The organism is Xanthomonas sp. PPL134 (assembly GCF_040595915.1).
GTDB lineage: Bacteria > Pseudomonadota > Gammaproteobacteria > Xanthomonadales > Xanthomonadaceae > Xanthomonas_A > Xanthomonas_A indica.
This window is the reverse complement of the sequence record NZ_JAMDLL010000001.1, coordinates 792411-808863: the sequence shown is the minus strand read 5'-3', so window position 1 is coordinate 808863 and position 16453 is coordinate 792411. Positions and strand designations below refer to the sequence as shown.

The following is a 16453-nucleotide window of genomic DNA, read 5'->3' as shown; positions in this document are numbered from 1 at the left end:
ATGCAAGCTGCGCGGAAACCACCGCCACGCCACGCCCGACCGCAACCGCTACGGATCCAGCCACCCCCGCGCGACCGCCGCCTGCACATCTTCCGGCGTATCCAGATCCAGCGCCAACGCCGGTGCGACGATGCAGCCGAGGCTGTCCGGCGCCAGCGTTGCGAACAACGCGCGCAAGCCCTGGTCGCCGCCCAATGGCAGTGTGCGCCAGCGCTGCTGCGCCACCACCGCCGGCATGCCGCGCACGCCGGCGTAGGCGCTGACCGCGCAACCGGAGGCCGCCCGCGCAGCCGCCGCCAGCAGGTCGTGCAGATGCGCCGCGGCCAGTGCCGGCTGGTCGCAGCCGAGCACCAGGCTGCGGGTGATCGCGGCATCGTCGCGTACCGCCGCACGCAGGCAGTCGAGGCTGCCGCCCATGCCGGTGGACCAGCCCGGATTGCGCACGCATTCCACCGGCAATCCCTCCAACAGCGGGCGCAGCGCCTCGGCCTGCGCGCCCAGCACCACCACGCAGCGCGCCGGCGCGGTGGACAAGGCCAGCCGCACGACCTTGCGCAGCAGCGGCTCGCCGTCGCTGGTCAGCGCCTGCTTGGCGCGGCCGAGGCGGCGGCTGGCGCCGGCCGCCAGGATCAACGCCGCGTGCGCCTGCGCCATCAGCCGCCGCCCTCGGCCAGCAAGGGCCGTGCTGCCGCCAGCGCATCGCGATGCGATCGCCGCGGCCTGTCGCTCGCCTGCACGACCGCGCTCAGCCGCGGCGGCGCCGCCCGGCTGGCCTGCAATTGCGCGGCAATGCTCAGTGCGATCGCCTCCGCGCCGTTGCCCCCCAGGCGCAGCCCGACCGGCGAATGCAGGCGCGGCAGCAACTGCGCGCATTGCGCCGGGCTCAGCAAACGGAACAGGTCCTCGCGCCGCCGCACCGGCCCCAGCAGGCCGACGAACGGGATCGTGCTGCCGGCCAGCGCATCCAGTGCTTCGCGGTCCAGTTCGAAATGATGGTGCATCACCAGCGCCGCATCGCTGCCGGCACAGTCGGCCACCGCGCGCGTCGGCGTGCATGTCAGGGCACGATCGGCCAGCGCGGCCAACCCAGACCAGCGCGGCCGCTGCTCGACCAGGGTGGTCATCCAGCCCAACTGCCGCAGCAAGGGCAGCAGCAAGGTGGTTTCCGGGCCGGCGCCGAAGACACTGACCCGGGGTGCAGGCGGCACGTACACCTCGCCGACACGCGGCGACGCGGCCGAGACCGTGCGCCACGGCAGGCACCACCGCGCCGCCTGCTCGGCGACCCTGGCGACGATGCCGCCGTCGGCGTCCAGCGCCAGGGTCAGGCCACCGCGGCCCTGCAGCCAGGCCTGGGCCACCCCGTCGAAACCCGGCAAGGCGTGCAGCGGCAACAAGGCCAGGTGCAAGCGCCCCCGGCAACCGGCTGCCGAGCCGGACAGCAGGTCTTCGTCCTCGCGCGTGTCGATCTCCATCCACACCGGCGTACCGGCGTCGGCGGCCTCTGCGGCGCAGCGCGCGATCTCCGGCTCCAGGCAACCGCCGCTGAGCCAACCCTGCTGCATCCCATCGGCACCGAACAGGGCCATCGCCCCGGCATGCGCGTAGGTGGAGCCTTCGCGGGCCATCGCCACGGCCAGGACCGCAGGCGTGCCACGGCGGCAGGCGTCGAGGGCATCATGGAGGCAGTGTCGGGCAGCGGACATGCGGCGGCCGGGCGAAGGGGGAATCCAGAGCCTAAGCGGCGGCTTGTGGTCGCGAGGTGACCCTCTGGCTGCTCGTGGGCATCGCGTTCGCGGCGGCGGCGCAGGGAGATCGACGATGCGCGGCGCGATGCCGGAGTCCGGCGCGGCGCTGCGGATGCGGCGCCCGCCGACCTTGCGCCACCGGCACGCCACACACTCGCGGCGGCGACGGCCCGCTACGACAGATGGAAGCGCTCGAACCGCTGCAGCGCCGCGTCGATCGTCGCCTGCAGCGCCGCCCGTCGCGGTTCCAGCCAGGTCCATTGCTGGATCAGCAGGCGACCGGCACGGCGATCCATCTTCAGGTCGAGCGCGGCGACGATGCGGTCGCCGACCAGGACCGGCAGCGCGAAATAGCCCAGCACCCGCTGCGGCGCCGGCACGTAGGCCTCGAAGCGGTGGGTATAGCCGAAGAACTGCTGCAGCCGCTTGCGCTGGATCACCAGCGGATCGAATGGCGACAGCAACAGCGCCCGGGTCGGATCCGGCGGCGGCGGCGCGCTGTCCAGCACCTCGGGCTCGGCCCACAGGGCCACGCCTTCCTGGCCCTGCAGATGCACCGGGATCAGGCGCTTGCGCGCCACTTCCGCGGCGATCAACGCACGTACCGCCGGTTTGGCGGCGGTCTCGCCATAGCAGATCGACTCCACGCCGACGATGGCTTGCGCGCGCAGCGCACGCTGCAGCAGGTAACGCGCGTACTGCGCCTCGCTGACCGGACGCGGCCGCTGCCGCCAGCCGAAATGCCGCGCGGCCAGTTCGTAGGTCTTGAGCATGCCGCTGCGCTGGCTGATCACCAGGTCGCCGCTGAAGAAACCGTATTGCAACGCCGCCCGGGACGGCTTGCGGCTGCCCCAGGGGTGGGTCTTCTCGACCAGCACGTCGTCGTCGATGTCGCGGATCGACAACGGCCCCTCGCTGCGGATACGCCGCAGCAGCCGCGCGTAGTCCTGCGCATCCACCGCGCCCCTGGCGTCGGCCTGCGCCCGTCGGCGGGCCATCTGTGCCACGTACATGCGGTAGTCGGCGACCGGCACGTAGGCCAAGGCATGGGTCCAGTACTCGAACAGCGACTTGTCCTGCGACTGCGCCTGCTCCAGGTCCTGTTCGCGGTACTCGGGAATGCGCGTATAGAGCACGTGGTGATGGCTGCGTGCGATCACGTGGATGGTGTCGATCTGCACATAGCCCAGGTGCGCAGTGGCCTGCCGCACCGCCTCGGCACCATCGCCGAACGGCGCCGGCGTGCTCAGCCGCTGGGCATGCAGCCACAGTGCGCGCGCCCGCGCGGGCGCGAGTGGGACAGAAGCGACGGGAGTGCGCATCGAAACGACCTTCCTGGTAACGCGGCAGCGCCGGCCAGGATAGCAATCCCGGATGCGCAGCGCGGGCCGCAGAGCACGCGTCGCATCCGGCCGTCGCAGCCCTCGTCGCTTCGATCACCCTAGCCCACGCCGAGTCCTGCGTAACATGCCATCGCCACGATTCACGGCGGACAGGACGTACCGGCATTGCGGTGATAGCAGGCATTGCCGACCGCAACCCATCCCGATCCAGTCACGCTCAAATCAAGCGCATGCCTCGCCCCGCGGGCCTGCAACCCACGGCGATGCAGGCCAGGCTCAGCCCGCGCACTTCGCGCACAGCCCGTGCACTTCCAGGGTCTGCGCCTGCGGCTGGAAGCCCAGGGCCTTGGCGCGCTGCTCCAGTTGCGCGACCACGTCGCGGTCCTCCAGCTCCACCGCGCTGTGGCAGCGGTCGCAGATCAGGAATGGCACCGAGTGCTGGGCGCTGCTCGGGTGGTGGCAGGCGACGAAGGCGTTGACCGATTCGAGCTTGTGCACGAAGCCGTTGGCCATCAGGAAGTCCAGCGCGCGGTACACGGTGGGCGGGGCGTCGGCGCCCACGCCCTTGCCTTCGCGCACCCATTCCAGCAGGTCGTAGGCCTTGACCGGGCGCCCGGCCTCGGCGATCAGCCGCAGCACGTTGGCGCGGATCGGGGTCAGGCGCAGACCGCGCTCGCGGCTGACCCGCTCCACCACCTTGACGAAGTCGGCAGCGTCGTGGACGTGGTGGTGCGGCTCGGTGCAGGCGGTCTTCTTGCTGGACATGGCGGTCTCCCGGGAATCAGCTTCCCGCTGGGATCTTGATGAGCGCGGCGTCGATGCGTTTCAAGGCCTCCTCGCGACCGGCCAGGTAGACGGTCTGCGAGATGTCGGGGCTGACCTGGGTGCCGGTGATGGCCACGCGCAGCGGCTGCGCCACCTTGCCCATGCCGATCTCCAGGGCGGCGGCGGTGTCGTGCAGCGCGGCGGCGACGCCGTCCAGGCTCCACTGCGGCAGCGCGGCCAGCAGTTCCCGGGCCTTGCCCAGCGCCAGTTCGGCGCCCGACTTGAAGTGCTTTGCCACCGCCGCGTCGTCGTAACTGGTCAGCGGGCGGTACCAGACCTCGGCCTTCTCGGCCATTTCCTTCAGGGTCTGCACGCGCTCGCGCAGTGCCACCACCACCTCGGCCGCGGCCGGGCCGGCGGCCGGGTCGATGCCGAGCTTGCGCAACTGGAACTCCAGTTGCGGCGCGATCGTCGCCGGGTCGTCGCTCTTGAGGTAGTGCTGGTTGACCCAGCCCAGCTTGGCCATGTCCAGGCGCGCGGCCTTGGAATTGACGTCCTTCACGTCGAACAGGTCGATCAGCTCCTGCCGCCCGAACAGTTCCTGGTCGCCGTGCGACCAGCCCAGCCGCGCCAGGTAGTTGATCAGCGCGTGCGGCAGGTAGCCGGCATCCTTGTACTGCATCACGTCGGCCGCACCGGTGCGCTTGGACAGCTTGGCGCCCTGCTCGTCGAGGATCATCGGCATGTGCGCGAACTTCGGCACCGGCGCGCCCAGCGCCTGGTAGATGTTGATCTGCCGCGGGGTGTTGTTGATGTGGTCGTCGCCGCGGATCACCTCGGTGATGGCCATGTCCCAATCGTCCACCACCACCGCGAAGTTGTAGGTGGGATAGCCGTCGGGACGGAAGATCACCATGTCGTCCAGTTCGCTGTTGGCGATCTCGATGCGGCCCTTGATCAGGTCGTCGAACGCCACCACGCCCTCGGTCGGGTTCTTGAAGCGGATCACCCGGTTGGGATCGTCGCGATACGGCAGGTTCAGTTCGCGCGCGGCGCCGTTGTAGCGCGGCTTTTCCTGCCGCGCCATCGCCGCTTCGCGCATGGCGTCCAGTTCCTCGCGGGTCTCGTAGGCGTAGTAGGCCTTGCCCTGCGCCAGCAACTGCTCGGCGACCTCGCGGTAACGGTCCAGGCGCCGGGTCTGGTAGATCGGGCCTTCGTCGTAGTCCAGGCCCAGCCACTCCATCGCCTCCAGGATCGCGTCGATCGCCGCCTGGGTGCTGCGCTCGCGGTCGGTGTCCTCGATCCGCAGCACGAATTCGCCGCCGCGGTGGCGCGCCTCCAGCCAGCAGTACAGCGCGGTACGCGCGCCGCCGATGTGCAGGTAACCGGTGGGACTGGGGGCAAAACGGGTGCGGCAGGCCATGGAACGCTCGAAACGACGGGAATCGGGCGATTTTACTCTGCCGTGGCGGCGCCTGCTGGCGCCGCGGGATTCGGGAGTGGGGATTCGGGAGTGGGGCAAGCGGCTTGGTGCCGGGGCGACAGGTCCTCGCGAACCGGGTGCGCAGTCGATTGCAGGGAACTTCCCGCTATGCGAAGGCGCTCAGCTCCGCGCGGAGCACGGCTGGCGCCAGTTGGCCGCGCCAGTCGCGGTCGTTGGCTACCTGCGCGGTGGCGCGGCTGGCCTCGAACGCCGCGAAATCCAGTTCGGCGATCGCCCAGACCTGCTCGCCGCGGGTCTGCGCGACGATGCCGTCGGCGGGGAAGCCGACGTCCATCGGCGCGTACAGCGTCGCCTCGCCGGTGTTCACGTCCAGCGCCGGGCTCCACTCGGCGACGCCAGCGGTCACCGACTGGGCCACGAAGATGCGGTTCTCCAGCGCCCGCGCCAGGCAGCCCACGCGCACGCGGGTAGCGCCGGCCTCGGTGTCGGTGCAACTGGGCACCACCAGCAAGCGCGCGCCGGCCTCGTACTGGGCGCGGACCGGCAGGGGAAACTCGCTGTCGTAGCAGACCGCCACGCCGGCGCGCACGCCCTCGGCCTCGAACACCTTCAGCGCCTCGCCGCCGTGGATCAGGCCGGTGGCCTTCTCGAACCCGGTCAGCTGCAGCTTGTCCTGCCAGCCGTGGCCCCCGTCGGGGGTGAACCAGTAGGCGCGATTGCGGTAGCGGCCCTGCCCGTGGGCGAGCAGGAAACTGCCGGCAACCACGTGCAGGCGGAAGCGCCGCGCCAGGTCGGCAAACAACCTCATGTACGGCGCATGCAACGCCTGGATCGCGGCCAGCGAAGCCGGCAGCCGCGCCGACACCTCGGCGCCGAAGGTCGCGGCCAGTTCCAGCGACAGATACTCGGGCAGCACCGCCAGCCGCGCGCCAGCCTGCGCGGCCTCGCCGAGCAGCGCGGCCTGCTTGTCGGCGAAGGCGGCGAAATCGGCGGGCGCGCCGATCGGATACTTGGCGACGGCGACTTTCATGCGGCAGGCTCCAGCGCGCGGGTCCAGAAACCCAGGGTATGCGGCGTTTCGCCCCGGTCGACTTCGTTCCACGGCAGGTGCATGCGCAAGGCCGGCTGCGGCTGGTAGCCGCGCTTGCGCCAGAACGCGTCGTTGCCGCGATAGTCCGGCGGCCGTCGCGGATCGTCGGCTGACCGCTCCACCGAACAGAACGCGGTCAGGCGGAAGCGACCGAGCGCGCGCGCATGCGCCTCGCGCTCGTCGAAGAAGGCATGGCCGACGCCGCGACCGCGGTACTGCGGCAACAACACCGATTCGCCGAAATAGAACACCTCTGCCGGGTCGATCTCGCTGCCGGCGAAGGCCGCGGCGAAGGCCTCGGCGTCGTCGGCCAGCGGCAGCCCGGTGGAGGCGCCGATCACCTGGTCGCCGTCGCGCGCCAGCACGAACACACTGTCCGGCGACGCCGCATAGGCCGCCAGGTACGCGCGTTCGTAGCCCAGGTCGCCGTCGTAGAGGTAGGGCCAGTCGCGGAACACCGCGATGCGCAGCTGCGCGACCGCGTCCAGGAACGGCACGATCCCGGCGCCGCGCAGGCGCTGAATGGAGAGCGGAGAGTGCATCCGTGCACTCTACCGCAAGCGTTTCCCTGGCGCTGCCTGCCTGGCGATGCCCTTGCACATGCGTCGTTGCTGCGTCCCTGCATGGGCGTCCTGTCCGTCCTACGACGCACGCGCTTCCTTGCCCTGCCTGCCTGCGAAGCCCTGGCGTGTGCGTCCTTGCCGCATCCGTGCGTGGACCTCCTGCCCGTCCTGAGACGCAAGCGCCTCCTTGCACTACTGCCTGGCGAGCTCCTTGCGCCTGCCTCCTTGCCGCCTCCCTGCGTGCGCATCCTTGCGCGTCCTGTGACGTACGCGTTTCCTTACGCTGCGTGGCCTGCGGCGTCCTTGCGCATGCTCTTGTCGCTTCCCTGCGCGGGCGTCCTACCCGTCCCATACCCGGTGGTGGCGTCCTGCCACCGCCGGCATTCCTGTCGTCCATGGCCGATCGCCATCCGATCCTCCCGCCGTGGCGGCGATCGACGCAGGTGCCCTGCCTCAGCGCCACCATCGGCACAGCAGTGCCGCCTGTGCCGGCAGCACCAGCAGCCGCGCGCGCCCCTGCGTCTCCCAGGTGACGAAGCCGGGCGCGGACGTAACGCCGGCGTTCTCCGCGTCCACGTCCGCGGCCGGATCGCGGCGCACCGCGCGCCAGGGGCGGTAGCGCCACGGCACGGCGTCGCCGGGCAGGGCCGCACGCGCCTGCAATGCGCCGCCCAGAAACGCCGCCGCGTCGCCGGCCAGGGCCGCACGGCTGCGTTCGCTCAGGCGCAGCCACAGGGCGCCGCCGCGGTCGGCGGCGGTGACCAGCGCGGCCTGCGCACTGCGCGCCAGCATCGCCGGCAGGTTGCCGTGATGCAGGCCATGGGTTTCGAATGCGGCAGGCAGCAGTGCCTGCAGGCGACGATGCAGATGACGGTGCGCGACCACGTCCGGTGCTCCTCGCGGCGGCTCAGCGCAGCGACGCGCCGAGCGCGTACCAGTCGATCCGGCGGGTGATCCACATGATCGCGCCGAGGATGCCGAACAGCAGCAGCGAGCCCATCAGCAGGGCGTTGTCTTCCGAGGCCAGCAGCCCGTACAGCGCGCCATACAGCACGGTGAGCATGGCGGCGAAGCCGGCCGCGCGCAGGCGGCTGCGCAGCACCCCGGACAGGTAGAAGAACTGCAGCCCGATACAGGCCGCCGCCGAGACCAGATAGGCCTGCCAGAACGGGATGTGCTCGGACAGGCTGAGCAGCAGCAGGAAGAAGATCGCCAGCGCCAGGCCGACCAGCAGGTACTGCAGCGGGTGGATCGGCAGGCGCTTGATCAGTTCGAACAGGCCGAAGGCGACGAAGGTCAGCACCACGAACAGCAGGCCGTACTTGCTGGCGCGCTCGGCCTGGGTGTACACATCCACCGGGTCGACCAGATCCACGCGCAACGCGTCCAGCTCCTGGCCGCCGGATTCCGGAAGCGGCGACGGCCCGCGGGTGTCCAGCGCGGACTGCACCTGCGCCTGCGCGCCGGTCGCCAGCGACGACAGCGCCCAGTTCGCCTGGAATCCCTGCGCGGTGATGCGGCGCTCGTTGGGCAGGAAGCGGCCGCCGAACAGCGGATGCGGCCACGGCGAACTCAGCGCGATCTGGTTGTCGTCGCCCACCGGCACGATCGACAGCGCCTGGGTGCCGTCGAGCACGAACTCCATCTGCACGTCGTGCAGGTCGCTCAGCCGGCCCTGCTGCGGGTCGCGCAATGCCGGCAACATGGCGTGCACGCCCCTGGAGAGGCTGGCCAGGCCCTTCGATCCCGGCTGCAACGGCAGCGCACGGCCGTCGGTGCGCAGGTTCGGCGTACCGACCAGGCCACGCACGTCCTGCAGGCCGATCGCCAGGTACGGCGTGCCGTAGCGGCGGCCGTCGACGGCGGCGTAGTCGAGATCGTCGAATTCGGCCTTGAGCCGTGCATGCCAGCTGTAGACCTGCACCTTGAACAGGCCGATATGGCGCTGCGACGGCGTCAGCTCGCCCTCCACCTGCAGCCGCCGCGGCGCCTGCAGCACGTAGCCGGTCTCGGTCTCGCGCTTGGTCACACGCTTGCCGTCGGTGTCGAGGACGGCGACCTCACGGTCCTGGGTCCACGGGATCACCCGCAGCGGCCCGAGCAGGCGCTGTTCGCCCGCCTTGCTCTGCGACACTCGCTCTACCGCCTCGCCGCGGTAGTGCTGGCGGTCTTGCACGGTGCCGCGAATCATCAGCAACGGGATCAGCAACAACAGGATCAATCCGCCGATGGTGGCGAATCGCAGGAGCAGTTTCAGGGATTTCATGGCCGCCTCGCGTCTTGAGAGGGCGCCAGGATGCTGTCGCTGCGTGGGCAGGGTTTGAGGCGAATTTGAAGTGGGTGTGAAGTGGGAGGAGCCGGGATTGGGGATTGGGGAATCGGGATTGGTGGCCGGCATCCCGTCGACGCGGCGCCCCAACTGTGGGAGGGACTTCAGTCCCGACGAGGGAGCCTCGGCACCCCACTTCACGCGCTCTCGCGCGAATCGATCCGGCTCAGGCCAGCGGCAACGCCAGGCAGGCCACCGCGCCTCCGCCGGCGCGATTGCGCAGGCTGGCGTCGCCGCCGTGCAGGCGCGCCACCTCGCGCACGAACGGCAGGCCGAGGCCGGAGCTGCGCTGGCCGGTGGCCGGGCGCGCCAGCGAGTAGAAGCGCTCGAACACCCGCTCCAGCGCGTAGTCGGGCACGCCCGGGCCGGCGTCCTCCACCAACAGCAGCACGCGCGCATCGGCGCCGCGTTCGGCACGCAGCACGATGACCGCGCCCTCCGGCGAGAACGCGATGGCGTTGTCGAGCAGGTTGTGCAGCGCCTGGCGCAGCAGGTAGGGATCGCCCGAGACCACCAGGGTCGGGTCCGGCGCCTGGACCTGCAGTTGCAGTCCGCGCGCCTGCAGTTGCGGCGCCAGCGCTTCGGCCAGGTCGGCGCACAGCGGCGCCAGCGCCACCGGCGCGCGCCGCTGCAGCCAGCCATACTGCTCCACCTCGGCCAGCGCCAGCAGCTTGTCGATGGTCTCGGTGAGGCGCTGCTGCTGTTCGGCGATGTTGCGCACGAAGCGCTGCCGCTCCGGCTCCGGCAGCGGCTCCTGCAACAGTTCCGCGGCGCCGCGGATCGCCGCCAGCGGGCTCTTCATCTCGTGGGTCAGCGACTGCACGTATTGCTCGACGTATTGCTTGCCCTCCAGCTTGCGCCGCATCGTCTCCAGGGCGCGGCCGAGATCGCCGATCTCGTCGCGGCGCGGCGGCGGCGGCGGTACCGGCGCACCGGCGCTGACCGCCTGCGCGTAGCGGTTGAGCCGGCCGATCCCGCGCAGCAGGCCCCAGGTCATCAGGATGCCGATCAGCGCGGAGATGCCGATCAGCCAGGCGCCGCGCAGCAGGATGCTGCGCTGGCTGGCGACGATGAACGGCTCGATGCTGCGGTTGGGCTGGGACAGGCTCAGCACGCCGATCAGCCGCCGCGGGTCGGCCGGATCGTAGATCGGCGCGGCCACGTGCATCACCGTGTGGTTGGGGTCGCCGTCGGCCTCGGGACTGGAGCGGGCGCCGTATTCGCCGCGCAGGGTGCGGTACACGTCGTTCCAGCGCGCGTTGTCGCGGCCGATGTCCTGCCCGCGCGAGTCGAACACCACGATGCCTGCCGCATCGGTGATGGTGACGCGGTAGTCGACGCTGTGCTTGGGGAAGCGCCAGACCATGGCGCGCGGATCGCGCCGTTGCGCGGCGGCCAGGTCGCGGGCGAACCGGCCGCTGGCGATGCGCCCGTCCTGCAGATCCTGTGCGGCCATCTGCGCCAGCACGTTGGCCGCGTCCACCAGGGTCGATTCCATCGCCTGACGCACGCCCGGCTTGACCTCGTTGACGAACACCCGCATCACGAAGAACGCGGCCACGCCGACGATCAGGAAGAAGCCGAGGAACAGCTTCAGCCCCAGCCGCACCTCAGGCCTCCAGCGCGTAGCCGAGGCCGCGGTGGGTGCGGATCGGATCGTGGGCGGCGCCGGCCGCGCGCAGCTTGGCGCGCAGGGTCTTGATGTGGGTATCGACAGTGCGGTCGGCGCTGTCGGCGCTGCTGTCCCAGCCGCGGTCCATCAATTGCGCGCGGCTGAGGATGGCGCCGGGCCGCTGCAGCAGCGCCGCCAGCAGCGCGTACTCGTAGCGGGTCAGGTCCAGCACCGCGCCCTGCCAGCGGATGCGGCGGCCGTCGCGGTCGATGGCGAAATCGCCGTGCTGCCGCCAGCCGGCATCGGCATCGCCGACCACCACCGCCGGACGCCGCAGCCGCGCCCGCACCCGCGCGACCAGTTCGCGCGGCGAGAACGGCTTGGCCATGTAGTCGTCGGCGCCCAGTTCCAGGCCGAGCACGCGGTCGATCTCCTCGTTGCGCGCGGTCAGGAACAGCACCGGCACCTGGCTGAAGCCGCGCAGCGTGCGGCACACCTCGAACCCGCTCAGGTCCGGCAGGCCCACGTCCAGCACCACCACGTCGATGCCGCCCTCGCGCAACTGCGCCAGGGCCTCGCGCCCGAGCTGGCAGTGGCGCACCTGGTAGCCCTCGCTGCGCAGCGCGTACAGCACGGTGTCGGCAATGGCGGATTCGTCCTCGACCACGAGGACACAGGCGGCGGCAGGCGTGGACATGGCGCGCAGCATAGCCGCCACGCGGGCGCCGCGGCAGTCCGTGCCGCCAGCGCCGGCATTGGCCGTCATCGCCTCAGCTGGCGGCGCGTGCGTTGGCCGCGCCCGGCGGCAACGCCAGTTCCACCCGGTTGCGGCCTCCGTGCTTGGCCCGGTACAGCGCGGCATCGGCGCGCGCCAGCAGCGCCTGGCTGCTCTCTCCGGCACCGGCCTCGGCGACGCCGATGCTCACCGTCAGGCGCAGCCCCGGCACGATCGCATCGAACGCCTGCCGTTCCAGCACCTCGCGCAGCTGCCCCGCCAGCTGGCTTGCCTCGGCGCAGGTCGCCCCTGGCAGCAAGGCCAGGAACTCCTCGCCGCCGGTCCGGCCAAAGCTGTCGTTCCTGCGCAGGCGCTGACGTAGGGTCGTGGCGACCAGCCGCAGCACCTGGTCGCCCGCCGCATGGCCGTGCTCGTCGTTGATGCGCTTGAAGTGGTCCACATCCAGCGCCAGCACCGACAGCGGCATGCGCCCGCCGCGCGGCAGCGCCGCCAGCGCGGTGTCCAGTTCGCCCAGGACCTGGCGCCGCGAGGCGACGCCGGTGAGGCTGTCGATGCGCACCTCACGGCGCGCGCCGCGCAGGCGACTGAGGGTCAGGAACAGCACGCCGCCGAGTACCGCCAGCAACAGCAGCGCCGCTCCCAGCAGCGCGCGCCGCAGGGTCGCCTCGCGCTCCATCGCCTGCAGGCGGTTGCGCTGGGTTTCGGCTTTCTGCGCCAACTGCAGTGCCGCCAGGTCGCGCTCTCGGCTTTCCGATTCGGCGATCAGGAACTGCGATTGCTCGCGCTGCAGGCGCGTATCCAGTTCCTGCTGCACGCGCATCTGCGCCTCGCGCGCATCCAGCGCCTGGCGCCATGCGCCGAGCGCACGCAAGGCCCTGGCCTTGAGGTCCAGCACATCGCTGAGGCTGCGCAGGTCGCCGTTGGCGCGGTAGCCCTGCTCGGCCTGCTCGGCCAGCGCCAGGGCGGCGCGCGGGTCGCCGCTGCGCTCGGCGAGCAGTGCATCCACGTCGTCACGCCGCGCGCGCATCAGCCGCGTGGCGCCCATCGCGACCAGTTGTGCCTCGGCCTGCTGCCGCTGCGTCCGCGCCTGCGGCAGATTGCCCAACAGCGCGTTGACCCGCGCCGCGCGCAGCAGCAACGACGCCTGCGAGCCCTCCAGCGGATGCCGGCCATGCAGCTCGGCCGCACGCAGATAGGCCGCCAGCGCCGCCCGCAGGTCGCCGCGCTGCTCGGCGATGGCGCCTTCGCGCTCCGCTGCCAGCGCCTGCATGTAGCCGCCGTCGCCGTGCCTGGCCCGCTGCTGGACCTCGGCGACGACCTGTTGCGACAGGTCCGGCAGGCCCATGTCCAGGTAGGCGTCGGCGATCCCGATCAGGGTCAGCAGCGCCACCCAGCCGCCATCGCGCTGCGCGTCGAGCCGGCGCAGCTCCTGCAGGGTGCGCAGCGACTGCGCGTAGCGGCCGGCGTCGCGCTCGCCGAAGGCACGCATGCGCAGGGCCGCCGCGCGCAAGCGCGGGAACCGCTGCGCGTCGGTCAGCGTCAGGATCGTGGTGGCGGGCCGCAGGTAGGCAGGGCGCTGGCCGTCGTTGTACAGCGCGTAGGTCTCGCACAGCAGGTACTCCAGGCGCACCTGCACATGGGTCCGCGCGATGGCGCCGCGCTCGCCGCGCCGCGCCTGCTCCACCGCTGCGGCCGGCCCCTGCGGGAAGTGCTGGCAATCGAAGGCGTCCAGGCGCGCGCGCCGCACCGGATCGTCGGCCGGCAGCAAGGCCTGCAGGCGCGCATGCGCGACATGGTAGGCCTGCTCGTCGGCGGCCATGTCCTTGCCATGCGCGCCGACGTCCTCGATCAATGCATCGAACGCAGCGGCCTGCCCCGCGCGGGGGGCGGACGCCTGGTCACGGGCGGCGCCGAATGCGGCGAACGGCACCGCCAGCGCCAGGACTCCAAGCAACAGGGAAAAAGGCATCGACATGCGAACCGTGGCACTCGCCGGCCGCCCACGCGGCACCGGCACTGCGCACCCGAACGCTCCGAACGACGCCTGCGCCCGGATGCACAGGCCCATCGTCCACACCTTCCAGCCTCATGCCCGGCAGGCGCCGCGCGACCGCCAGCGGTCGCCCCGCTAGTGTACAGCGGCCGCGGACCGTCCCTGCGCCGACGCCGCAGCCAAGCGTGGCCGGCTGGCGTGGCGCCCCGTACACTGCGCGGATGAATTACCGCCATGCCTTCCACGCCGGCAACCATGCCGATGTCCTCAAGCACATCGTGCTGCTGGCGCTGCTCGATGCGTTCAAGCGCAAGGACAGCCCGTTCTTCGTGCTCGATACCCACGCCGGGCGCGGCCGCTACCTGTTCGCCGCCAACGAGGCACGCAAGACCGGCGAGGCGGCCGCCGGCGTGCTGCGGTTGATGGGCCAGCCAACCCTGCCCGAGGTGGTGGAGCGCTACCTGCGCGCGGTGCAGGCCGACAATCCGGTGGGGGCGCTGGTCGCCTATCCGGGCTCGCCGCTGCTGGTCGCGCAGGCGCTGCGCGCACAGGACCGGCTGGCCGCCTGCGAGCTGCAGGCCGAGGAAGCCGCCGAACTCAAGGCGCTGTTCGCCCACGACCGCCGCGTGCAGGTGCACGCCGGCGACGGCTATGCGGCGATCAAGGCGTTCCTGCCGCCGAAGTCCGGGGCCAACCGGATCGGCCGCGGGCTGGTGCTGATCGACCCGCCCTACGAGGCGCAGGATGCCGAGTACCCGCTGATCGTGGCCGCGCTGCGCGAGACCCTGAGCCGCTGGCCACAGGCGGTGTGCGCGGTGTGGTATCCGATCAAGCAGCGCCGCAGCCTGCAGCCGTTCTTCCGCAAGGCCGCGGCGCTGCCGGTGGCCTCGGCGCTGGTCGCCGAGCTGCAGGTACGCCCGGACGATTCGCCGCTGCGGCTCAACGGCAGCGGCATGCTGCTGCTCAATCCGCCCTGGCAATTCGAGCAGACACTGGCGCAGGCACTGCCGCCGCTGAAGGCGCACCTGGGCGAAGCCGGCGCCAGCACGCGCCTGGAGTGGCTCAAGCGCGAGGCGTGAGCGGACGGAACGCGGCGGACCGCAGCAGCTCGCGCGCAGCGCGCATGCGCACGCTCAGAAGCAATCCCAGTTGTAGGCGACGCGGCTGAAATCGCCGCGCCGCAGGTCGTCCGGATCGATGAAGAAATTGGCGACGCCGCTGTCGCCCCACATCATCTCCTCGTCGCTGTCCAACTGCAGCAGCAGGACCTGCCGGTCCTGCGGCGTCCGCGGGTCTTCCTGGGTGAACTCCGGGTAGCCGCCGAGCTTGTGCCCGCCCCGGCTCAGCGCATCGAACAACGCGTCGTCCACCGTATCCTGCGACACCGCGTGGTCACGGGCGGACGCGGCGGCGACCTCCTCCAGCGGCTTCCCCAGCACCTGCTCGAACCGCACGTCGCTGCTGCCGATGGTTTCCTCACCGGCGTCGAACCGCATCGCGCACGGCTTCGCCGGATCGAACGGCAACGTGTCGGCGGCCGGCAACGGCACCTCGACCTGCCGCGCCGATATCTTCGGCTGCGGCCAGTACACCACACGGAAATTGCGTTGTTCGCTCAGCGCAGCCAGGTCGATGCGTGCGTCGCCCAGGTTGGCGCCAAAGAAGTCGTCGCCGCCGATGAAGAACTGCAGCATGCCCTGGCGCGGATAGCCCGGCAGGGGCGGCATCCGCGCCAGATCGATCTGCGCCAGCAGCGCCAGCGGCTGGCCATCGGCCGCGTGCGGATAGGGCTTGCCACCGGTCCAATAGGGACGCCCGCCGACCTTGCTGGCCAGGCGATCGTCCTGCGCCATCGGCTGCAACTGCAGCTGCAGCACCGGCCGGCGCGTGGCCTGCAGGCGCGCCCGGTACGGCGCCAGCGCGCGTGTCGCCAGTTGCTCCGCATCGGCGGCAGGGGCGGCAGGGGCGGTCGTCGGCGTGGCACTGTGCTGCGTGCGCAGCAGCCACCGGCCGCCGCCCACCAGCAGCAGCACCAGCAGCGCGGCCAGTCCCAGCCCGATCGCCGCGGACACGGCGACGGCATGCGATGTCTTCATCGTCGTGCATTCCCTTGGACGAAGCGCCACTGTAGCAAGGCCACCGCAGCCGCACACGCGCAGGACGCTGCGTTCACGGACGCAGGTGTCGGCTAATGCGAGAATCCAGGCTTCGTCGAGGATCATACGGCCATGGCTACCCGCAACCGCATGCCTCCGTGGCATGAAACCTTCACCCTGCCCAGTGGGCGCGAATTGTTGATCCGGCCGATCCGGCCGGAGGACAGCGCGCCCCTGCAAGGCGCCTTCGGCCTGCTCGGGCCGACCGAGATCCGCGAGCGCTTCCTGCATTCCACGCAGGAACTGACCGAGGACATGGCGCAACGCCTCACCCATCCCAATCCGAAGTCGGAACTGATCCTGGTCGCGGCCGAGCCGCTGCCGCCGGGCGAGGCCGTGGTCGGCGCGGTGGCGCGCGCGGCGATCATCCCCGGCACCCGCGAGGCGCAGTACGCGATCCTGGTCAGCAACTTCGTCTCCGGCCAGGGTCTGGGCCGGCAACTGATGCGCAAGCTGGTCAAGTGGGCGCGTCGCAAGTACCTGGACCGGCTCTACGGCGACGTGCTCGAACGCAACGTGCCGATGCTGCAACTGGCCGAGTCGCTGGGCTTCCAGCGCATGCCGCATCCGGACAATCCGGACCTGGTGCGGGTGGTGCTGGAACTGGGCAACTGAGCCCGACGCGCACCGCCGCCCCTCACTCCATTCCCTCCCGCGCAGCCAGCCGGCGCGCG

At 71.2% G+C, this 16453-nt stretch carries 15 protein-coding genes; 2 read left to right on the top strand and 13 right to left on the bottom strand.

Features of this window, described 5'->3' with window-relative positions; genetic code table 11:
* Positions 1–48: 48 nt before the first annotated feature.
* The 12 genes from M3U25_RS03480 to M3U25_RS03425 form a co-directional block, all read right to left on the bottom strand.
* On the bottom strand, positions 49–654 hold the full coding sequence (locus M3U25_RS03480; protein ID WP_242081190.1) for a nucleotidyltransferase family protein: 606 nt from the start codon (positions 652–654) through the stop codon (positions 49–51).
* Positions 654–1706: an XdhC family protein gene (locus M3U25_RS03475; RefSeq protein WP_355500163.1), complete on the bottom strand. Its 1053-nt coding sequence runs from the start codon at positions 1704–1706 to the stop codon at positions 654–656. The genes M3U25_RS03480 and M3U25_RS03475 overlap by 1 nt, the downstream gene beginning before the upstream one ends.
* 215 nt (positions 1707–1921) lie before the next feature.
* On the bottom strand, positions 1922–3070 hold the full coding sequence (locus M3U25_RS03470; RefSeq protein WP_355500166.1) for a crosslink repair DNA glycosylase YcaQ family protein: 1149 nt from the start codon (positions 3068–3070) through the stop codon (positions 1922–1924).
* Positions 3071–3367: 297 nt separating this feature from the next.
* Positions 3368–3856, bottom strand: a complete 489-nt coding sequence (locus M3U25_RS03465; protein WP_010343476.1) for a transcriptional repressor — start codon at positions 3854–3856, stop codon at positions 3368–3370.
* Between the two features lie 16 nt (positions 3857–3872).
* Positions 3873–5279, bottom strand: a complete 1407-nt coding sequence (gene gltX, locus M3U25_RS03460; RefSeq protein WP_355500169.1) for a glutamate--tRNA ligase — start codon at positions 5277–5279, stop codon at positions 3873–3875.
* A 166-nt stretch (positions 5280–5445) separates the two neighbouring features.
* Positions 5446–6330, bottom strand: coding sequence for a carbon-nitrogen hydrolase family protein (locus M3U25_RS03455; protein ID WP_355500172.1), 885 nt, complete (start codon positions 6328–6330; stop codon positions 5446–5448).
* On the bottom strand, positions 6327–6932 hold the full coding sequence (locus M3U25_RS03450) for a GNAT family N-acetyltransferase (protein ID WP_242156934.1): 606 nt from the start codon (positions 6930–6932) through the stop codon (positions 6327–6329). Before M3U25_RS03450 ends, M3U25_RS03455 begins: the two co-directional genes overlap by 4 nt.
* 474 nt (positions 6933–7406) lie before the next feature.
* A complete protein-coding gene (locus M3U25_RS03445) occupies positions 7407–7838 on the bottom strand; it encodes a hypothetical protein (protein ID WP_355500176.1) in 432 nt (143 codons plus the stop codon).
* 22 nt (positions 7839–7860) lie between these two features.
* A complete protein-coding gene (creD, locus tag M3U25_RS03440; RefSeq protein ID WP_355500179.1) occupies positions 7861–9219 on the bottom strand; it encodes a cell envelope integrity protein CreD in 1359 nt (452 codons plus the stop codon).
* 229 nt (positions 9220–9448) lie between these two features.
* Positions 9449–10891, bottom strand: coding sequence for a two-component system sensor histidine kinase CreC (gene creC, locus M3U25_RS03435; RefSeq protein WP_355500182.1), 1443 nt, complete (start codon positions 10889–10891; stop codon positions 9449–9451).
* A gap of 1 nt (position 10892) precedes the next feature.
* Positions 10893–11603 carry a two-component system response regulator CreB gene (creB, locus tag M3U25_RS03430; RefSeq protein WP_355500185.1) on the bottom strand — a complete coding sequence of 237 codons (711 nt, stop codon included), beginning with the start codon at positions 11601–11603 and terminating at the stop codon, positions 10893–10895.
* 61 nt (positions 11604–11664) lie between these two features.
* Positions 11665–13599, bottom strand: coding sequence for a GGDEF domain-containing protein (locus tag M3U25_RS03425; protein ID WP_355500188.1), 1935 nt, complete (start codon positions 13597–13599; stop codon positions 11665–11667).
* Between the two features lie 245 nt (positions 13600–13844).
* On the opposite strand from M3U25_RS03425, the gene rlmJ reads away from it, so the two are divergent.
* Positions 13845–14702, top strand: a complete 858-nt coding sequence (gene rlmJ / locus M3U25_RS03420; RefSeq protein WP_160948201.1) for a 23S rRNA (adenine(2030)-N(6))-methyltransferase RlmJ — start codon at positions 13845–13847, stop codon at positions 14700–14702.
* Positions 14703–14756: 54 nt separating this feature from the next.
* Here rlmJ and M3U25_RS03415 read toward each other — a convergent pair whose 3' ends face one another.
* Complete coding sequence (locus M3U25_RS03415; protein WP_355500192.1) at positions 14757–15719, bottom strand: YwqG family protein; 963 nt, start codon at positions 15717–15719, stop codon at positions 14757–14759.
* Positions 15720–15851: 132 nt separating this feature from the next.
* On the opposite strand from M3U25_RS03415, the gene M3U25_RS03410 reads away from it, so the two are divergent.
* Positions 15852–16394: a GNAT family N-acetyltransferase gene (locus M3U25_RS03410; protein WP_242156912.1), complete on the top strand. Its 543-nt coding sequence runs from the start codon at positions 15852–15854 to the stop codon at positions 16392–16394.
* Positions 16395–16453 lie beyond the last annotated feature (59 nt).